The sequence below is a fragment of the Paenibacillus sp. ALE2 genome (assembly GCF_054113385.1).
The window spans coordinates 2,269,411-2,287,152 of record NZ_CM134213.1 but is presented as its reverse complement, the minus strand read 5'-3'; the positions used below and the strand labels follow the sequence as shown (position 1 = coordinate 2,287,152).

The 17,742-nt window shown below is 45.7% G+C and carries 16 protein-coding genes; all 16 read right to left on the bottom strand.

Features of this window, described 5'->3' with window-relative positions:
• Position 1: 1 nt before the first annotated feature.
• The 16 genes from rpsC to ACXHJ1_RS09805 all read right to left on the bottom strand — a co-directional run bounded on the left by rpsC (position 2) and on the right by ACXHJ1_RS09805 (position 17,734).
• Entirely contained in the window at positions 2-667 is a 666-nt protein-coding gene (gene rpsC / locus ACXHJ1_RS09880; protein ID WP_007432577.1) for a 30S ribosomal protein S3, read from the bottom strand.
• 13 nt (positions 668-680) lie between these two features.
• The gene (rplV, locus tag ACXHJ1_RS09875; RefSeq protein ID WP_007432578.1) at positions 681-1,013 is read right to left on the bottom strand and encodes a 50S ribosomal protein L22; all 333 of its coding nucleotides are present in this window, start codon (positions 1,011-1,013) and stop codon (positions 681-683) included.
• 35 nt (positions 1,014-1,048) lie between these two features.
• Positions 1,049-1,327 (bottom strand): 30S ribosomal protein S19, encoded by a 279-nt coding sequence (rpsS, locus tag ACXHJ1_RS09870; protein ID WP_007432579.1) that lies wholly within the window; start codon positions 1,325-1,327, stop codon positions 1,049-1,051.
• A 72-nt stretch (positions 1,328-1,399) separates the two neighbouring features.
• Positions 1,400-2,230: a 50S ribosomal protein L2 gene (rplB, locus tag ACXHJ1_RS09865; protein ID WP_016818651.1), complete on the bottom strand. Its 831-nt coding sequence runs from the start codon at positions 2,228-2,230 to the stop codon at positions 1,400-1,402.
• A 30-nt stretch (positions 2,231-2,260) separates the two neighbouring features.
• Positions 2,261-2,551 carry a 50S ribosomal protein L23 gene (gene rplW, locus ACXHJ1_RS09860; protein WP_013373266.1) on the bottom strand — a complete coding sequence of 97 codons (291 nt, stop codon included), beginning with the start codon at positions 2,549-2,551 and terminating at the stop codon, positions 2,261-2,263.
• Positions 2,551-3,174: a 50S ribosomal protein L4 gene (gene rplD, locus ACXHJ1_RS09855; protein WP_013312160.1), complete on the bottom strand. Its 624-nt coding sequence runs from the start codon at positions 3,172-3,174 to the stop codon at positions 2,551-2,553. The genes rplW and rplD overlap by 1 nt, the downstream gene beginning before the upstream one ends.
• 26 nt (positions 3,175-3,200) lie before the next feature.
• The gene (gene rplC, locus ACXHJ1_RS09850) at positions 3,201-3,824 is read right to left on the bottom strand and encodes a 50S ribosomal protein L3 (protein ID WP_013312161.1); all 624 of its coding nucleotides are present in this window, start codon (positions 3,822-3,824) and stop codon (positions 3,201-3,203) included.
• A gap of 32 nt (positions 3,825-3,856) precedes the next feature.
• Entirely contained in the window at positions 3,857-4,165 is a 309-nt protein-coding gene (rpsJ, locus tag ACXHJ1_RS09845; RefSeq protein WP_005544556.1) for a 30S ribosomal protein S10, read from the bottom strand.
• A gap of 340 nt (positions 4,166-4,505) precedes the next feature.
• Positions 4,506-5,696 (bottom strand): elongation factor Tu, encoded by a 1,191-nt coding sequence (tuf, locus tag ACXHJ1_RS09840; protein WP_013373267.1) that lies wholly within the window; start codon positions 5,694-5,696, stop codon positions 4,506-4,508.
• 92 nt (positions 5,697-5,788) lie between these two features.
• Positions 5,789-7,867: an elongation factor G gene (fusA, locus tag ACXHJ1_RS09835; protein WP_016818650.1), complete on the bottom strand. Its 2,079-nt coding sequence runs from the start codon at positions 7,865-7,867 to the stop codon at positions 5,789-5,791.
• Between the two features lie 47 nt (positions 7,868-7,914).
• On the bottom strand, positions 7,915-8,385 hold the full coding sequence (gene rpsG, locus ACXHJ1_RS09830) for a 30S ribosomal protein S7 (protein ID WP_007432586.1): 471 nt from the start codon (positions 8,383-8,385) through the stop codon (positions 7,915-7,917).
• 50 nt (positions 8,386-8,435) lie between these two features.
• Positions 8,436-8,858, bottom strand: coding sequence for a 30S ribosomal protein S12 (gene rpsL / locus ACXHJ1_RS09825; protein WP_007432587.1), 423 nt, complete (start codon positions 8,856-8,858; stop codon positions 8,436-8,438).
• Between the two features lie 144 nt (positions 8,859-9,002).
• A complete protein-coding gene (locus ACXHJ1_RS09820; protein ID WP_016818649.1) occupies positions 9,003-9,254 on the bottom strand; it encodes a ribosomal L7Ae/L30e/S12e/Gadd45 family protein in 252 nt (83 codons plus the stop codon).
• A gap of 221 nt (positions 9,255-9,475) precedes the next feature.
• A complete protein-coding gene (gene rpoC, locus ACXHJ1_RS09815) occupies positions 9,476-13,090 on the bottom strand; it encodes a DNA-directed RNA polymerase subunit beta' (RefSeq protein ID WP_016818648.1) in 3,615 nt (1,204 codons plus the stop codon).
• Positions 13,091-13,230: 140 nt separating this feature from the next.
• Entirely contained in the window at positions 13,231-16,776 is a 3,546-nt protein-coding gene (gene rpoB, locus ACXHJ1_RS09810; protein ID WP_016818647.1) for a DNA-directed RNA polymerase subunit beta, read from the bottom strand.
• 343 nt (positions 16,777-17,119) lie between these two features.
• Positions 17,120-17,734 (bottom strand): class I SAM-dependent methyltransferase, encoded by a 615-nt coding sequence (locus ACXHJ1_RS09805; protein WP_016818646.1) that lies wholly within the window; start codon positions 17,732-17,734, stop codon positions 17,120-17,122.
• Between the last annotated feature and the right edge of the window lie 8 nt (positions 17,735-17,742).

Below are 17,742 nucleotides of genomic sequence, written 5' to 3'. Positions count from 1 at the left end.
ATTAGTTGCCTCCTTCCTGAGGAGCTTGTTTCTTAGCTGGAGGAAGAACCTCTCCACGATAGATCCATACTTTTACGCCAAGACGGCCATAAGTAGTATGAGCCTCTGCTGTACCGTAGTCGATGTCAGCACGAAGCGTATGCAGTGGAACAGTTCCTTCGCTGTATCCTTCGGAACGAGCGATTTCGGCACCGCCAAGACGTCCGCCTACTTGAGTTTTAATTCCTTTTGCACCGGAACGCATAGTTCTTTGAATTGCTTGTTTCAACGCACGACGGAAAGAAACACGACGTTCCAATTGTTGTGCAATGCTTTCAGCAACAAGAATTGCATCCAGTTCAGGATTTTTAATTTCAGAGATATTGATGTGTACCTTTTTACCGCCTGCGATTTTAGTGATTTCATTACGCAGATTTTCAACTTCGGAACCACCCTTACCGATAACCATACCTGGTTTCGCAGTGTGAATCGTTACGTTGACACGGTTAGCTGCTCTCTCGATTTCAACACGGGATACAGCGGAGTCTTTCAATCTTTTCTTCAGATGCTCACGAATCTTAACGTCTTCTAGCAAAAGATCACCGAAATCTTTGCCTGCATACCATTTGGATTCCCAATCACGGATAATACCGATTCGGAGTCCGACGGGATTTACCTTTTGGCCCACACGTTTTCCCTCCTTATTTTTCAGATACCACCAGAGTAATATGACTGGTGCGTTTATTGATGCGGCTTGCACGACCCATTGCACGCGGGCGGAACCGTTTCATTGTAGGACCTTGGTTTACAAAAACCTCAGACACTACCAATTTATTTACGTCCATGGAGTAGTTGTGATCTGCATTTGCGATAGCAGAATTCAGCAATTTCTCAACGACTGGAGAAGCGGATTTCGGAGTGTGACGAAGAATTGCAATCGCCTCACCTACCTGCTTGCCACGAATCAAATCGATAACAAGTTTCACTTTGCGAGCGGAAATCCGCACGGATTTAGCATGTGCTTTTGCTTCCATTGAGTTACCTCCTCTCAAACACTACGCTGTGTTGATTATCTTCTTGTTTTCTTATCGTCATCCGTATGGCCTTTGTACGTACGCGTTGGAGCGAATTCGCCCAATTTGTGTCCAACCATATCTTCCGTTACGTATACAGGCACGTGTTTACGACCATCATATACACCAAACGTGTGTCCGATAAATTGCGGGAAAATTGTAGAGCGACGGGACCAAGTTTTGATCACGACTTTTTTGTCAGACTCGTTCAAAACCTCTACTTTTTTCAACAGGTAACCATCAATAAATGGTCCTTTTTTGAGACTGCGACCCATTTGTGAATCCTCCCTTCGTTAAAACGTAGTCGTTCTTTAATATGTTAACGTGCGACTTAAGCGCACGTTTTATTACTTAGTACGACGACGAACGATGTACTTATCAGATGCTTTGCCTTTTTTACGTGTCTTGTAACCAAGGGTTGGTTTACCCCATGGAGACATTGGAGATTTACGTCCGATTGGAGCGCGACCTTCACCACCACCGTGTGGGTGATCGTTAGGGTTCATAACAACACCGCGAACCTCAGGACGTTGTCCCAACCAACGACTACGACCAGCTTTACCGATCTTAACAAGCTCGTGGTCTTCGTTACCTACAGATCCGATTGTAGCACGGCAAACTTTCAGAATGCGACGCACTTCACCAGAAGTCAAACGAATTGTAACATACTTCTCTTCTTTACCAAGAAGTTGGGCTTCCGTACCAGCAGCACGAACAAGTTGGCCACCTTTACCCGGTTTCAATTCGATATTGTGGATAACCGTACCTACTGGAATGTTTTCCAATGGCAAGGAGTTACCGATTTTAATATCGGAGTCCGGACCGGATACCACTACATCTCCTACTTTCAGACCTTTAGGAGCGATGATGTAACGTTTTTCACCATCCACATAGTGGATAAGTGCGATGTTGGACGTACGGTTTGGATCATATTCGATCGTAGCAACGCGGCCCGGTATTCCATCTTTGTTACGTTTGAAGTCAATAATACGGTATTTACGTTTATGTCCGCCGCCATGATGACGAACTGTAATTTTACCTTGGTTATTACGTCCAGCTTGCTTGCTCAGAGGTGCCAGCAACGATTTCTCGGGCTGATTTGTTGTGATCTCCTCGAAAGTAGATACAGACATTGCACGTCTGGCCGGGGACGTCGGTTTATACTTTTTAATTGGCACTGAGTTTCCCTCCTTACTTTACAGATTCAATTATACTGTTTCAAAAAACTCAAGCGGCTTACTGTCTTTGCTCAGCGTTACGAACGCTTTTTTCCACTCGCTCGTATAGCCGGAATGACGTCCGTAGCGTTTTGGTTTTGCAGGAACACGAAGTGTGTTAACGTTACTTACTTTCACGTTAAAAATCGCTTCGATTGCTTTCTTGACTTCGACTTTATTGGAACGAATGTCAACTTCGAAAACATATTTCAAGTCATTCATCATACCAGCCGTACGTTCGGTGATAATCGGACGCTTGATAATATCACGAGGATCCTTCATTACGCGAGCACCTCCTCTACCTTCTGAACTGCTTCCTTCGTAATGATCAGTTTGTCGTGTCCGAGCACATCAAGAACATTAATGCCGTCTGCGGCTACAAACTTCACACCAGGAATATTACGAGCGGACAGCGCTACATTATCATCATAGCTAGGAGCTACAATCAATGCTTTACGATCTGCTTTAAGGTTATTCAAAATGGCTGCGAATTCTTTCGTTTTAGGTCCGTTCAGTGTAAGAGCGTCCAATACGATGATTTCATTCTCAATCACTTTGGATGACAGTGCCGATTTGATCGCCAGACGACGAACTTTTTTAGGCAATTTGTAAGCATAGCTGCGTGGAGTCGGACCGAATACAGTACCGCCGCCAACCCATTGTGGTGCCCGAATCGAACCTTGACGAGCGCGACCAGTACCTTTTTGTTTCCAAGGTTTACGTCCGCCGCCACGTACTTCAGAACGTCCTTTTACTTTGTGAGTACCTTGACGCAGGGAAGCCAATTGCATAACAACAGCGTCATGAAGAACGTGTTTATTCGGCTCGATACCGAACACTGCATCGTTCAATTCAATTTCGCCAACTTGGCTGCCGCTAATATTAAATAGTGCTACTTTTGGCATTTCGTGTTCCTCCTTTCTTCAGTTAATTATTTTTTCACCGTTTCTAATACTTTAACGAAGCTGTTTTTAGGTCCTGGAATGGAACCTTTCACGAGCAATACATTACGTTCTGTATCGATCTTAACAACTTCAAGGCGTTGGATTGTTACCGTTTCATGCCCCATGTGTCCTGGCAGGTGTTTACCTTTAGGAACGCGGTTAGCTTGAATGGAACCCATAGAACCTGGACCTCTGTGGTAGCGCGAGCCGTGTGCCATTGGTCCGCGGCTTTGTCCCCAACGTTTGATAACGCCGGCAAAACCTTTACCTTTAGAAATACCTGTTACGTCAACGAATTCGCCTTCTGTGAAGACATCAGCCTTCAGTTCTTGGCCAACCTCGTACGCAGCAAGGTCGATGCCACGAAGTTCACGAACGTAGCGCTTAGGTGCAGTATTTGCTTTTTTAGCATGCCCTGCTTCAGGTTTATTGGATCTTTTTTCTTTTTTATCAGAGAACCCGAGTTGGATAGCTTCGTATCCATCGTTTTCCAGATCTTTCTTTTGCAGAACAACACAAGGACCAGCTTCGATAACCGTAACAGCAAGTACGTTACCTTCAGGGGTAAACACTTGAGTCATTCCGAGTTTTTTTCCTAAGATACCTTTCATGTTGACACCTCTTTTCTTTTCCTGATTACATATTACAATTTAATTTCGATATCTACACCGGACGGCAGGTCCAAGCGCATCAAGGCATCCACAGTTTGTGGAGTCGGATTAACAATGTCGATCAAACGCTTGTGTGTGCGCATTTCGAATTGTTCCCGAGAATCCTTGTACTTGTGTACCGCACGGAGAATAGTAATGATTTGTTTTTCAGTTGGCAGCGGAATTGGTCCGGAAACACCTGCACCCGAACGTTTAGCTGTTTCAACAATTTTCTCAGCGGATTGATCAAGAATTCTGTGATCGTAAGCTTTCAAACGAATACGAATTTTTTGCTTTGCCATTTTAGTCCCTCCTTCTATCGCCCAATTTGGTATCGGACATACTCCGTGAAAATTTTCCGACAGCCCTCCCATGGCAAAGGGGCCGGGTGTGTCAGTAACCTCTCACATCATCGCACAGTCACAAACAACATTAGTTATTATATCGAATACTTCTGCCTATTGCAAGCAAAAACGAAAAAAACAATGTATCTTATTTTCAAAGATAACAATTGTGCTCGCAGCTCGCGATTTTCCTCAAGAGAAAAGCCCCCGCACCATGGCAGGGGCTCGTTTTGCTTCGTTCCAATACAATGTTACTCGTTCCAGTACAATGTTGCTATATTCAAGGCTCGAAGCCTTATTATTTAGAGATTGTTGCTACAGCGCCTGCACCAACTGTACGTCCGCCTTCACGAATGGAGAACTTAGTTCCTTCTTCAATCGCGATTGGACTGATCAGTTGAACAGTAACCGTAATGTTATCACCAGGCATTACCATTTCGGAACCTTCTGGCAAAGTAATGATACCAGTTACGTCAGTTGTACGGAAGTAGAACTGTGGACGGTAACCAGTGAAGAAAGGTTTGTGACGTCCGCCTTCTTCTTTAGTCAAAACGTAAATTTGAGCAGAGAATTCTGTATGTGGGTTAACAGAACCTGGCTTAGCCAATACTTGGCCACGCTCGATTTGTGCACGATCTACACCGCGAAGCAGTGCGCCGATGTTGTCACCAGCTTGAGCGGAGTCAAGCAATTTACGGAACATTTCTACGCCTGTTACTACGGATTTACGGGATTCTTCTTGAATACCGATGATTTCGATTTCGTCGCCCACTTTAACTGTACCACGCTCTACACGGCCTGTAGCAACTGTACCACGACCAGTGATGGAGAATACGTCCTCGACAGGCATAAGGAAAGGCTTGTCAGTGTCGCGTTCTGGAGTTGGGATGTAAGTGTCGATTGTTTCGAACATTTCAACGATTTTCTTAGCCCAGTCGCCATCTGGGTTTTGCAGTGCTTCACGAGCGGAACCACGAGTGATTGGAGTGTCGTCGCCTGGGAAGTCATACTCGCTCAGCAAGTCGCGAACTTCCATTTCAACCAATTCCAGCAACTCTTCGTCTTCAACCATGTCGCATTTGTTCAGGAATACAACGATGTATGGAACACCTACTTGACGGGACAAGAGGATGTGTTCGCGAGTTTGTGGCATAGGACCGTCAGCTGCGGATACAACCAGAATAGCTCCGTCCATTTGTGCAGCGCCAGTGATCATGTTTTTAACATAGTCGGCGTGACCTGGGCAGTCAACGTGTGCATAGTGACGGTTAGGTGTTTCATATTCCACGTGTGCAGTGGAGATTGTGATACCGCGTTCGCGCTCTTCTGGAGCTTTATCGATTTGATCGAATGCTACAGCAGCACCACCGTAAGTTTTGGAAAGTACAGTTGTGATTGCAGCAGTCAAAGTTGTTTTACCATGATCGACGTGACCAATTGTACCGATATTAACGTGCGGTTTGTTACGTTCAAACTTAGCCTTTGCCATTTGAACAATTCCTCCTCAATAACATGTTTTATTTTTAGGCTGTCGGAAACCTCTTGGAAAACCTAGAGTATCCGATCAGCTAATACACTGTATTACTCGCCGCCTTTGGTTTTGGCAACGATCTCTTCAGCAATGCTCTTCGGAACTTCTTCATAGTGATGAAGCTCCATGGAGAACACACCGCGTCCTTGTGTACCGGAACGAAGTGTAGTGGAATATCCAAACATTTCGGACAATGGAACCATTGCACGAATAATTTGGGCACCGCCACGGGAATCCATACCTTCAATCCGACCACGACGGGAGTTCAACATACCCATTACGTCTCCCATGTATTCCTCTGGAACCGTTACTTCAACTTTCATAATCGGCTCAAGCAATACAGGTTTACATTTGTCTTTCGCTGCTTTCAGCGCCATTGAACCGGCAATTTTAAATGCCATCTCATTGGAATCGACATCATGGTATGATCCATCCACAATTGTAGCTTTAACGTCCACAAGCGGGAAGCCTGCAAGGACACCGTTCTTCATTTGCTCTTCAATACCAGCAAGTGCAGGTCCGATGTATTCTCTTGGAACAGAGCCACCGACAACCTTGCTTTCAAACTGGCTACCAGTACCTGCCTCAAGTGGTTCGAACTCAACCCATACGTGACCATATTGACCACGACCACCGGATTGACGAACAAACTTACCTTCAACACGTGCTGGAGCACGGAATGTTTCACGGTATGCTACCTGTGGTTTACCAACATTGGTTTCCACTTTGAACTCACGACGCATACGGTCAATGATAATGTCCAAGTGAAGCTCACCCATACCTGCCAAGATAGTTTGACCAGTTTCTTCGTTAGTCGAAGCGCGAAGAGTTGGATCCTCTTCGGTCAACTTACCGAGTGCAACTGCCATTTTGTCTTGGTCAGCTTTGGTTTTAGGCTCAACCGCGATTTCGATAACCGGATCAGGGAAGTTCATGGATTCGAGAATAACAGGATTCTTCTCATCACACAGTGTATCACCTGTACCTGTATCTTTCAAACCTACGGCTGCCGCAATGTCACCGGAGTATACTTCAGTGATTTCTTGACGGCTGTTCGCATGCATTTGAAGGATACGTCCGATACGTTCGCGTTTGCCTTTTGTTGCATTCAATACGTAAGAACCGGATTGAAGAACACCGGAATATACGCGGAAGAATGTCAATTTACCAACGTAAGGGTCCGTCATGATTTTGAAGGCCAATGCGGAGAAAGGCTCTTCATCAGAAGAATGACGTTCAACTTCCGTTCCATCTTCCAGATGACCTTGAATACTTGGTACATCAATAGGAGCTGGCAGGTAATCAACAACTGCATCCAGCATCAGCTGAACACCTTTGTTACGGTAAGAAGATCCACAGATAACTGGGAAGATCTTAACTTCTACAACACCTTTACGGAGAGCGGCTTTAATTTCTTCAACCGTGATCTCTTCGCCTTCAAGGTATTTCATAGTCAAATCTTCATCCAGTTCAGCAACCTTCTCGATCAATTCGTTGCGGAGTTCCTCAACTTTGTCTTTGTAGTCCGCAGGAATTTCGGCTTCTTCGATATTTTGACCAAGGTCATCTTTGTACATATGAGCCTTTTGTTCAACAATATCGATGATACCTAAAAAGTCATTTTCTGCACCGATTGGAAGTTGAATAGCAACTGCGTTCGCTTGAAGGCGATCACGCATATCAGCTACAACGTTCAAGAAGTCGGCACCGATAATATCCATTTTGTTTACATATGCGATCCGTGGAACGCCATAGCGATCAGCCTGTCTCCATACGGTTTCAGACTGAGGCTCAACGCCTTCTTTCGCACTGAAAACACCAACTGCTCCGTCCAATACACGAAGGGAACGTTCAACTTCAACAGTGAAGTCAACGTGCCCCGGGGTGTCGATGATATTGACGCGGTGACCTTTCCAGGCAGCGGTCGTCGCAGCGGAAGTAATCGTGATTCCGCGCTCTTGTTCTTGTTCCATCCAGTCCATTGTCGCAGCACCTTCGTGAACTTCACCGATTTTGTGCGTACGGCCTGTGTAGAACAAGATCCGCTCTGTTGTTGTGGTTTTACCCGCGTCAATATGAGCCATGATCCCGATATTACGTGTATTTTTCAAGGAGAACTCTCTTGCCATGAAATGGGTCTCCCTTCAAAATTGAAGTTATTTTTTTTAGCTGAATCCTACCAACGATAGTGAGCAAACGCTTTGTTCGCTTCAGCCATTTTGTGCGTGTCTTCACGTTTCTTCACGGAAGCGCCTGTGTTGTTGGAAGCATCGATAATCTCAGCCGCCAAACGCTCTTCCATAGTTTTCTCGCCGCGGTTGCGGGAGTAGTTTACGAGCCAACGTAATCCCAGGGACGTACGTCTTTCTGGTTTTACCTCGATTGGTACTTGGTAGTTGGCACCGCCGACACGGCGTGCTTTAACTTCCAGGACTGGCATGATATTCTTGATAGCTGCTTCAAATACTTCCATCGGGTCATTACCCGTACGTTCTTGGATAAGCTTGAACGCATTATACAGAATGCTTTGAGCAACGCCTCGTTTTCCGTCGAGCATGATGCGGTTGATCAAGCGAGTAACCAACTTGCTGTTGTATACCGGATCTGGCAACACGTCTCTTTTGGTAACTGGACCTTTGCGTGGCATGGATATCCCCCTTTCTTACATGTTAAACCTGCATACGCGGTTTATATTCATTAGGATTTTTTAGCTTTAGGGCGTTTTGCGCCGTATTTGGAACGAGCTTGCATGCGGTTGTTTACGCCTGCAGTATCCAAAGCACCGCGAACGATGTGGTAACGCACACCCGGAAGGTCTTTTACACGACCGCCACGAATCAGCACTACGCTGTGTTCTTGAAGGTTATGTCCAATACCTGGAATGTAAGCAGTCACCTCTACACGGTTCGTCAAGCGAACACGAGCATATTTACGAAGTGCGGAGTTTGGTTTTTTCGGAGTCATAGTACCTACACGAGTGCAAACTCCGCGTTTTTGCGGGGCACTGATGTCGGTAGCTTCACGTTTCAAGGCATTAAAACCTTTTTGCAAAGCCGGTGATTTCGATTTCTCGATTTTGGCTTGACGTCCTTTACGAACCAGTTGATTAATAGTTGGCATGTTGGTTGCCACCCCCTTCCTCAATTTTTGCTGTTACTTTACAAACCTTATCTAAGCCCACAGACCCAGGCGGTTCATAAAAGAACAAATGAAAAGTCTTTGCCGCCAAGAATAACGATTCCCTAGACAAAAACGTTCCTTACCCTATTGTTTTACGATAGCAGCCATCGCGGCTCCCACTTCAATCCCGCATGCAGCTCCGAGATTTTTCATTGTATCTACGAGAGTCACTTTGACCCCGTGCTTGTTGCACAAATCAATGATGTTGGAAGTGAAACGCTGATCTGCATCTTCTGCCACATATACTTCCGAGGCGAAGCCCATTTCTACCATACGAATGGTTTGTTTGGTACCGATTTTGACATGAGCATCTTGCAGTCCCTGTTCTTTAGACATATCTCATTCCTCCGAAAAGACCCAATAGCATATAGGCTGCTCACGCACCTTTGCTATATTAGCATTGACTATGAACAATGTCAAGACAATTATCAACTATAATCTATTTAAACACAGTAATACGTTACATTTTTATAAGAAGTACCGGAGCACCGTTGCTACAGCCTTTACCAAAGCTTATATCTACGGTGTTCCGGGCTTATCATATTATTTTTATATTACTACTCAGCTGAAATGGGTTCGAGTTCCTCAGATGAGGATTGCCCCTCTTCAGGCTGGGCAAATTTCACGCTACGGTAACGATTCATACCTGTTCCCGCAGGGATCAATTTACCGATAATTACATTCTCTTTCAATCCAAGCAACTGATCGACTTTTCCTTTGATAGCTGCATCTGTCAGGACACGAGTAGTTTCTTGGAAGGAAGCTGCTGACAAGAAGGAGTCCGTTTCCAGAGAGGCCTTGGTAATACCAAGGAGAACCGGTTTGGCTACCGCTGGTTCTTGGCCGCTGAGAATCGCTATCTTGTTTGCATTTTCATACTCATGTACATCCACAAATGAACCTGGAAGTAGTGTTGTGTCACCCGCATCAATGATACGAATTTTACGCAACATTTGACGAATCATAACTTCTACGTGCTTGTCGTTGATTTCAACACCTTGGTTCCGGTATACACGTTGAACTTCCTGAAGGATATAGTTCTGCACCCCGCGAATACCTTTAATACGCAGCATTTCTTTAGGGTCAATCGAACCATCCGTCAGTTCGTCCCCGGCTTCAACAGTCATGCCTTCGCTTACGCGCAAACGTGAACCATAAGTGACCGAATAGGTTTTTGTTTCAGCTTCACCCTGAATGTCGATTTCGCGACGGTCTTTCCCTTCACGAACTTCTTTAACTACACCGTCAATTTCACTGATGGTTGCCTGACCTTTAGGATTACGTGCTTCAAAAAGCTCCTGGATACGAGGCAAACCTTGTGTGATATCGTCGCCCGCTACACCACCTGTGTGGAACGTACGCATGGTGAGCTGTGTCCCTGGTTCACCGATGGATTGAGCCGCGATAATACCAACCGCTTCACCAATCTCAACGTGTTTGCCAGTAGCCAGATTACGGCCGTAACATTTTTTGCAGACGCCATGTTTGGCACGGCAGCTTAGCACGGAACGAATTTGAACTTTATCCACACCAGCTTTGACGATCGCCTCAGCTTTGTTGGAGTCAATCAATTCGTTGCGTCTAGCCAAGATCTCACCCGTCTCAGGATGACGTACGGTTTCGAAACAATAACGACCTTCCAGACGATCGTACAGGTCCTCAATGACTTCTTTACCGTCTTGGATGCGGCTTACTGTAAAGCCTTTATCCGTTCCGCAGTCATCTTCGCGCACGATAACATCTTGTGCCACATCAACGAGACGACGAGTCAGGTAACCGGAGTCAGCCGTACGTAACGCTGTATCCGCCAAACCTTTACGCGCTCCGTGAGTGGAGATGAAGTACTCGAGTACTGTCAGACCTTCACGGAAATTCGATTTAATTGGGAGCTCGATAATACGACCCGATGGATTCGCCATCAGTCCACGCATACCGCCAAGCTGGGTAATCTGAGATTTGTTACCACGCGCTTTGGAGTCAACCATCATCATGATAGAGTTGTAGCGATCCATGGATTTCATCAAAATGTCTGTAATATCGTCTTTGGCCTTGGACCAAATATCAATAATCCGATCATAGCGTTCCTCGTTCGTAATCAGACCACGACGGTACTGATTGGTCACGACTTGCGCTTTATCATCAGACGCTTTAAGAATATCCTGTTTCTCTTGAGGTACAACTACGTCTGCCACAGCAACCGTCACACCTGCACGAGTAGAATACGTAAAGCCAAGCTGTTTGATTTTATCCAAAATCACAGCAGTTTCTGTCGTATGGTAAATCTCAAAGCAACGGGCGATGATATTACCAAGGTAATCCTTGCCCACTCCACTAGCTTGCGGAGCGTTCTGGATGGCTTCAGTGAGGTTTACACCCTTATCGTAAACAAAGAACTCTTCAGCAGTACCATAGAGCAGGTTGGCACGAGTAGCGTCATTGATGTACGGGAAGCTTGCCGGGAAAATCTCATTAAAGATAATTTTACCCACGGTTGTAATCAACATTGCATCCTGTTGCTTCTCTGTAAAGCTAGTTTTATTCAAAGCCTTAACCGGAATAGCTACACGAGCATGAAGACCCGCTGTTCCACGTTGATAAGCCGAGATAGCCTCATTCGGGTTGCGAAGGATCATGTTGCTTCCCTCTTCTTCCTTGTTGTCCATAGTCAAATAGAATGAACCAAGGACCATATCCTGGGAAGGGGTAACAACAGGCTTGCCGTCTTTTGGATTCAAAATGTTGCCGGATGCCAGCATGAGCAAACGAGCTTCCGCTTGAGCTTCTGCAGACAACGGAACGTGAACCGCCATTTGGTCACCGTCAAAGTCGGCATTATACGCCGTACATACGAGTGGATGCAAACGAATTGCACGACCTTCAACCAAGATCGGTTCAAACGCTTGAATACCCAATCTATGCAGCGTAGGGGCACGGTTTAGAAGAACCGGATGTTCTTTGATTACTTCTTCGAGCACATCCCATACTTCAGCACTCACACGCTCTACTTTACGCTTCGCACTCTTAATGTTGTGTGCCAAACCTTTGTTAACAAGTTCTTTCATAACAAAAGGCTTAAACAGCTCCAGCGCCATCTCTTTTGGCAGACCGCATTGGTACATCTTCAAGTACGGACCTACTACGATAACGGAACGACCGGAGTAGTCAACACGTTTACCGAGCAAGTTTTGACGGAAACGTCCTTGTTTACCTTTCAGCATGTGGCTGAGGGATTTCAAAGGACGATTACCCGGACCTGTAACAGGACGACCACGACGACCATTATCAATCAGAGCGTCAACAGCTTCCTGCAGCATCCGTTTTTCATTTTGCACGATAATATCTGGCGCACCCAGATCTAACAAGCGTTTCAGACGGTTATTACGGTTAATAACACGACGATACAGATCATTAAGGTCAGAAGTAGCAAAACGTCCACCATCCAACTGTACCATTGGACGAAGCTCAGGAGGAATAACAGGCAGTACGTCCATGATCATCCAATCCGGTTGGTTGCCAGAGTTACGGAATGCCTCAATAACTTCAAGGCGCTTGATCGCACGGTTTCGACGTTGCCCTTGAGCTGTACGCAGCTCTTCTTTCAAAAATTCCAATTCTTTGTCTATATCTAAATCTTGAAGAAGCTTTTTAACCGCTTCAGCACCCATTCCTGCCTGGAATCCGTAGCCATATTTCTCACGATAGCTGCGGTATTCTTTCTCGGACAGGAGTTGCTTTTTCTCCAAAGGCGTATCTCCTGGATCGGTTACAACATAAGATGCGAAGTAAATGATCTCTTCCAAAGATCTTGGAGACATATCAAGAGCAAGACCCATACGACTCGGAATGCCTTTGAAGTACCAAATGTGCGATACAGGAGCTGCCAACTCAATGTGGCCCATACGCTCACGGCGAACCTTAGCGCGAGTAACTTCTACTCCACAACGGTCACAGACAACACCTTTATAGCGTACACGTTTGTACTTACCACAGTGACATTCCCAATCTTTCGTAGGTCCGAAAATTTTCTCGCAAAATAGTCCTTCTTTTTCCGGTTTAAGCGTACGATAGTTAATCGTCTCCGGTTTTTTGACTTCTCCGCGGGACCAAGAACGAATCTTTTCGGGGGAAGCAAGCCCGATTTTCATATATTCGAAATTGTTAACGTCCAACAAGGAGCAACCCTCCTTAACCAAATCCTGAGTTTTTAGGTTTGATACCGCCCGGCAGCACCGGGCGGTATCAAGAAGCCTGATCCATCCAAAAATGGATCGAGGCATATAACAAAGCTGATATGAGTCAGTCAGCAGTCAAATTACTCTACGCCAACCTCAGAGCCTTCCAGATTCAAACTCAGCTTATCGCCAGTTGTGTCATCTTCATCATCAAGCTCTCTCATTTCGATCTCTTGTTCGTCTTCAGACAGAATCTTCACGTCCATACCCAAGCTTTGCAGCTCTTTGATCAAGACCTTGAATGATTCAGGAACACCCGGTTCAGGGACATTTTCACCTTTGACGATGGATTCGTAAGTTTTAACACGTCCAACCACATCATCGGATTTCACAGTCAAAATTTCCTGAAGCGTGTATGCTGCACCGTAGGCTTCCAGTGCCCATACTTCCATCTCCCCGAAGCGCTGACCACCGAATTGGGCTTTACCACCCAACGGCTGTTGCGTAACGAGAGAGTAAGGACCTGTAGAACGGGCATGGATCTTATCGTCGACCATGTGCGCCAGTTTGATCATGTGCATGACACCGACAGTAACTTCACGTTCAAAACGATCACCTGTACGTCCATCATACAACACCGTCTTACCATTGCGTTGCATACCCGCTTCTTCCATCGTATCAAATACGTCATACTCCTTGGCACCATCGAATACTGGAGTTGCCACATGAATACCAAGACGCATTGCAGCCATACCCAGATGCACTTCGAGCACCTGTCCGATGTTCATCCGTGAAGGTACGCCCAGTGGGTTCAGTACGACTTGTACTGGGGTACCATCTGGCAAGAATGGCATATCTTCTTCAGGCAGAATACGGGCAACGACACCCTTGTTACCGTGACGTCCGGCCATTTTATCGCCTTCGGAAATTTTACGTTTTTGAGCAATGTATACGCGTACCAGCTGGTTTACACCCGGTGGCAGCTCATCGCCATTTTCACGTGTAAATACTTTAACATCTACAACGATCCCGTCAGTTCCATGAGGAACTCTCAAGGAAGTATCGCGAACCTCGCGCGCCTTCTCACCGAAGATTGCATGCAAGAGACGTTCTTCAGCTGTCAGCTCAGTCACACCCTTAGGTGTTACTTTACCAACAAGAATGTCACCTGCGGCAATTTCCGCACCGATGCGAATGATGCCGCGCTCATCTAGATTACGAAGCGCTTCTTCACCAACATTCGGAATATCACGAGTGATTTCTTCTGGTCCAAGCTTCGTATCACGAGCCTCGGATTCGTATTCCTCGATATGGATCGAGGTGTATACATCCTCTTTAACCAACTTCTCGCTCAGCAAGATCGCATCCTCGTAGTTGTAACCTTCCCAAGTCATGAACGCTACGACAACGTTACGTCCCAATGCCAACTCGCCCATTTCTGTGGATGGACCATCCGCTAGAATATCGCCAACCTTGACAATATCGCCTCTGTTTACGATTGGACGCTGGTTGATGCATGTTCCTTGGTTAGAACGCATAAATTTGTGTAATTTATACTTAACAATATCGCCTTTTACTTCAGTACCATCTACATTTTCAATACGACGCAACCAAATTTCGTTAGCCGAAGAACGTTCAATTACCCCGTTGTACTTGGACACAACGCAAACACCAGAATCTTTTGCAGACTTATGTTCCATCCCTGTTCCTACCAAAGGCGCTTTCGGAATCAGTAGTGGAACAGCCTGCCGCTGCATGTTGGAACCCATCAATGCGCGGTTCGAGTCATCATTCTCCAGGAACGGAATCAGTGCAGTAGCGACCGATACGACCTGTTTAGGCGATACATCCATGTAATCAACACGGCTACTTGCCATCGGAATAATGTTATCAGACTGCTTGTTATAACGGACAATAACGATTTCATCCTTAAAGGTGTTTTCTTCCGTCAATTCCGCATTTGCCTGAGCAACGATGTAGTTATCTTCTTCATCAGCAGTCAGGTAATCAATCTGATCTGTAACTTTTCCGGTTTTCGGATCTACCCAGCGATAAGGAGCTTCGATAAATCCGTACTCGTTGATACGTGCGAAAGTGGACAAAGAGTTGATCAAACCAATGTTTGGTCCCTCTGGTGTCTCGATAGGACACATACGGCCGTAGTGACTCGGATGGACGTCACGTACTTCCATGCCCGCGCGTTCGCGCGTCAAACCGCCGGGTCCGAGTGCAGACAGACGACGTTTGTGCGTTAATTCAGCAAGCGGGTTTGTCTGATCCATGAACTGAGACAGCTGGGAGCTACCAAAGAACTCTTTAATCGACGCAATGACCGGACGTATGTTAATCAGCGCCTGTGGCGTAATTACATTAGCATCCTGAATTGACATTCTTTCGCGTACCACGCGTTCCATACGGGACAGACCAATACGGAACTGATTTTGCAGCAACTCACCTACAGAACGCAAACGACGGTTACCCAAATGGTCAATGTCGTCTGTACTTCCGATTCCGTGAAGCAAGTTAATAAAATAACTGATGGAGGAAATAATATCGGCAGGCGTAATGTTCTTAACCGATTTATCGATATTTCCATTGGCAATCAGCTTCACTACTTTACCATCTTCAATTGGCGAGAATACATCGATCGTTTGAAGCGGAATATCGTTGCTTTCCAATACGCCACTAGCAACATGATACGTACGATGTCCAACCGACTCTTCTAGTTGTGCCAAAATCTCGTCCAACAGGCGGCGGTCTACCATTTGCCCTGCTTCAGCGATGATTTCACCAGTTGTCGTATCAATCAGTGTCTCAGCAAGACGTTGATTGAACAGACGGTTTTTGATGTGAAGCTTTTTATTGATTTTGTAACGGCCTACGTTGGCCAGGTCATACCGTTTTGGATCAAAGAAGCGTGCAACAAGCAAGCTCTTTGCGTTATCCAATGTTGGTGGCTCACCCGGACGAAGACGCTCATAAATTTCAATCAGCGCTTTCTCCGTGGAATCCGTGTTGTCTTTATCAAGTGTGTTGCGGATATATTCGTCATTGCCGAGCAAATCCAGAATCTCAGCATCAGTGCCAAAGCCAAGCGCACGCAGCAACACCGTAACCGGAATTTTACGGGTACGGTCAATCCGGACATAGATAATATCCTTCGCATCCATCTCCAGTTCGAGCCAAGCCCCCCGGTTAGGAATTACCGTTGCGGTGTATGTTGTTTTCGCATTCTTGTCGACTTTTGTGCTGAAATAGACGCTGGGAGAGCGAACCAACTGGCTGACAATAACCCGTTCCGCACCGTTAATAATAAACGTACCCGTTTCAGTCATCAGCGGGAAGTCTCCCATGAATACTTCCTGCTCTTTCACTTCCCCGGTTTCTTTATTAATAAGCCGGACTTTTACCCGAAGCGGTGCTGCATACGTAACGTCGCGTTCCTTTGCGTCGTCAACGGTATATTTGGGTTCTCCGAGAGAGTAATCGATAAACTCCAGAATCAGATTTCCTGTGAAATCTTGAATTGGAGAAATATCCCGAAACATTTCCCGTAATCCTTCCTCCAAAAACCAATCATAGGATTTTTGTTGGATCTCAATCAGGTTGGGAACCTCGAGTACCTCATTAATACGTGCATAACTGCGCCGAGTGCGTCGACCATATTGAACAAGATGTCCTGCCAACTTAAACTCACCCCTCATGTCTACTCACTTTAAAAATACATTGCGAACCTCTGTTTGTGACCTTATAATAAGACACATACAGATGATTCGATCTTACAAATACAGAAAAGCCCTTACTCGAATGCATTCGAAAAAAGAGCGACGTATCTGCAGAATCCTCATACCGGAAGATCTTCATCACTTGTAGATTTGCCCAAAATGGTTATATTATACGTAAGAGATATAAATACTATACCCTGTTACGCATAAATCTATTGACATTTCAACAAACTAAAGCCATGGAGGGCATCCTAATACTGACATTTTATAATGATATCACAGACCAGGATTCAAGTCAATGGTCCTATTGCATTTTTCTAAAACTTTTTTCAGCCTTTAAAATCCGATAACCTTTATCCTTCGTAACTTCTTCCACATGACCGAAAAGGCTCTCTATTTTAGCGCTCGCCGAAGGAGCACCCTGCTTTTTCTGAATGACGACCCATAAAGCTCCACCCTCATTTAAATGCTCATACGCAAGCTCAAATATGGTATGAACCGTTTCTTTCCCTGCACGTATAGGAGGATTCGTCAAGATCACGTCAAAACGTTCGTGTTGCACTTCTGCAAACAAATCACTTTGCTTAATGGTGACATTTTTAATTCCATTACGCTCCGCATTCTCTATCGCTAGTTGAACGGCTCGCTCGTTAATATCAACCATTGTAACGTGTCCGTCCGGGACAAGCGTAGCCGCCGTCAAACCAATCGGCCCGTAACCACATCCTACATCCAATACCGAGGCATTTGCAGGAAGTTGCATAGCTTCAATCAACACACGACTCCCATAATCAATCCCCTGCTTTGAGAAAACGCCTGAATCGCTGGCAAATCGATAGGAACGTCCACGCAGCACCGTCTCTAGACTTCGCCGTTCATGTGCCGTCTCTGGCCGTCTGGAGTAATAATGATCAGCCATTCACGCCC

Bases quoted from the DNA above. Each gene is read 5' to 3' on its own strand.
- rpsJ (WP_005544556.1), bottom strand. From the start codon at position 4,165: ATGGCAAAGCAAAAAATTCGTATTCGTTTGAAAGCTTACGATCACAGA.
- rplC (WP_013312161.1), bottom strand. From the start codon at position 3,824: ATGAAAGGTATCTTAGGAAAAAAACTCGGAATGACTCAAGTGTTTACC.
- ACXHJ1_RS09805 (WP_016818646.1), bottom strand. From the start codon at position 17,734: ATGGCTGATCATTATTACTCCAGACGGCCAGAGACGGCACATGAACGG.
- ACXHJ1_RS09820 (WP_016818649.1), bottom strand. From the start codon at position 9,254: ATGTCTAAAGAACAGGGACTGCAAGATGCTCATGTCAAAATCGGTACC.
- rplV (WP_007432578.1), bottom strand. From the start codon at position 1,013: ATGGAAGCAAAAGCACATGCTAAATCCGTGCGGATTTCCGCTCGCAAA.
- rpsS (WP_007432579.1), bottom strand. From the start codon at position 1,327: ATGGGTCGCAGTCTCAAAAAAGGACCATTTATTGATGGTTACCTGTTG.
- rpsG (WP_007432586.1), bottom strand. From the start codon at position 8,385: ATGCCACGCAAAGGTCCAGTTACCAAAAGAGACGTGTTGCCAGATCCG.
- fusA (WP_016818650.1), bottom strand. From the start codon at position 7,867: ATGGCAAGAGAGTTCTCCTTGAAAAATACACGTAATATCGGGATCATG.
- rplD (WP_013312160.1), bottom strand. From the start codon at position 3,174: ATGCCAAAAGTAGCACTATTTAATATTAGCGGCAGCCAAGTTGGCGAA.
- rpsL (WP_007432587.1), bottom strand. From the start codon at position 8,858: ATGCCAACTATTAATCAACTGGTTCGTAAAGGACGTCAAGCCAAAATC.
- tuf (WP_013373267.1), bottom strand. From the start codon at position 5,696: ATGGCAAAGGCTAAGTTTGAACGTAACAAACCGCACGTTAATATCGGT.
- rplW (WP_013373266.1), bottom strand. From the start codon at position 2,551: ATGAAGGATCCTCGTGATATTATCAAGCGTCCGATTATCACCGAACGT.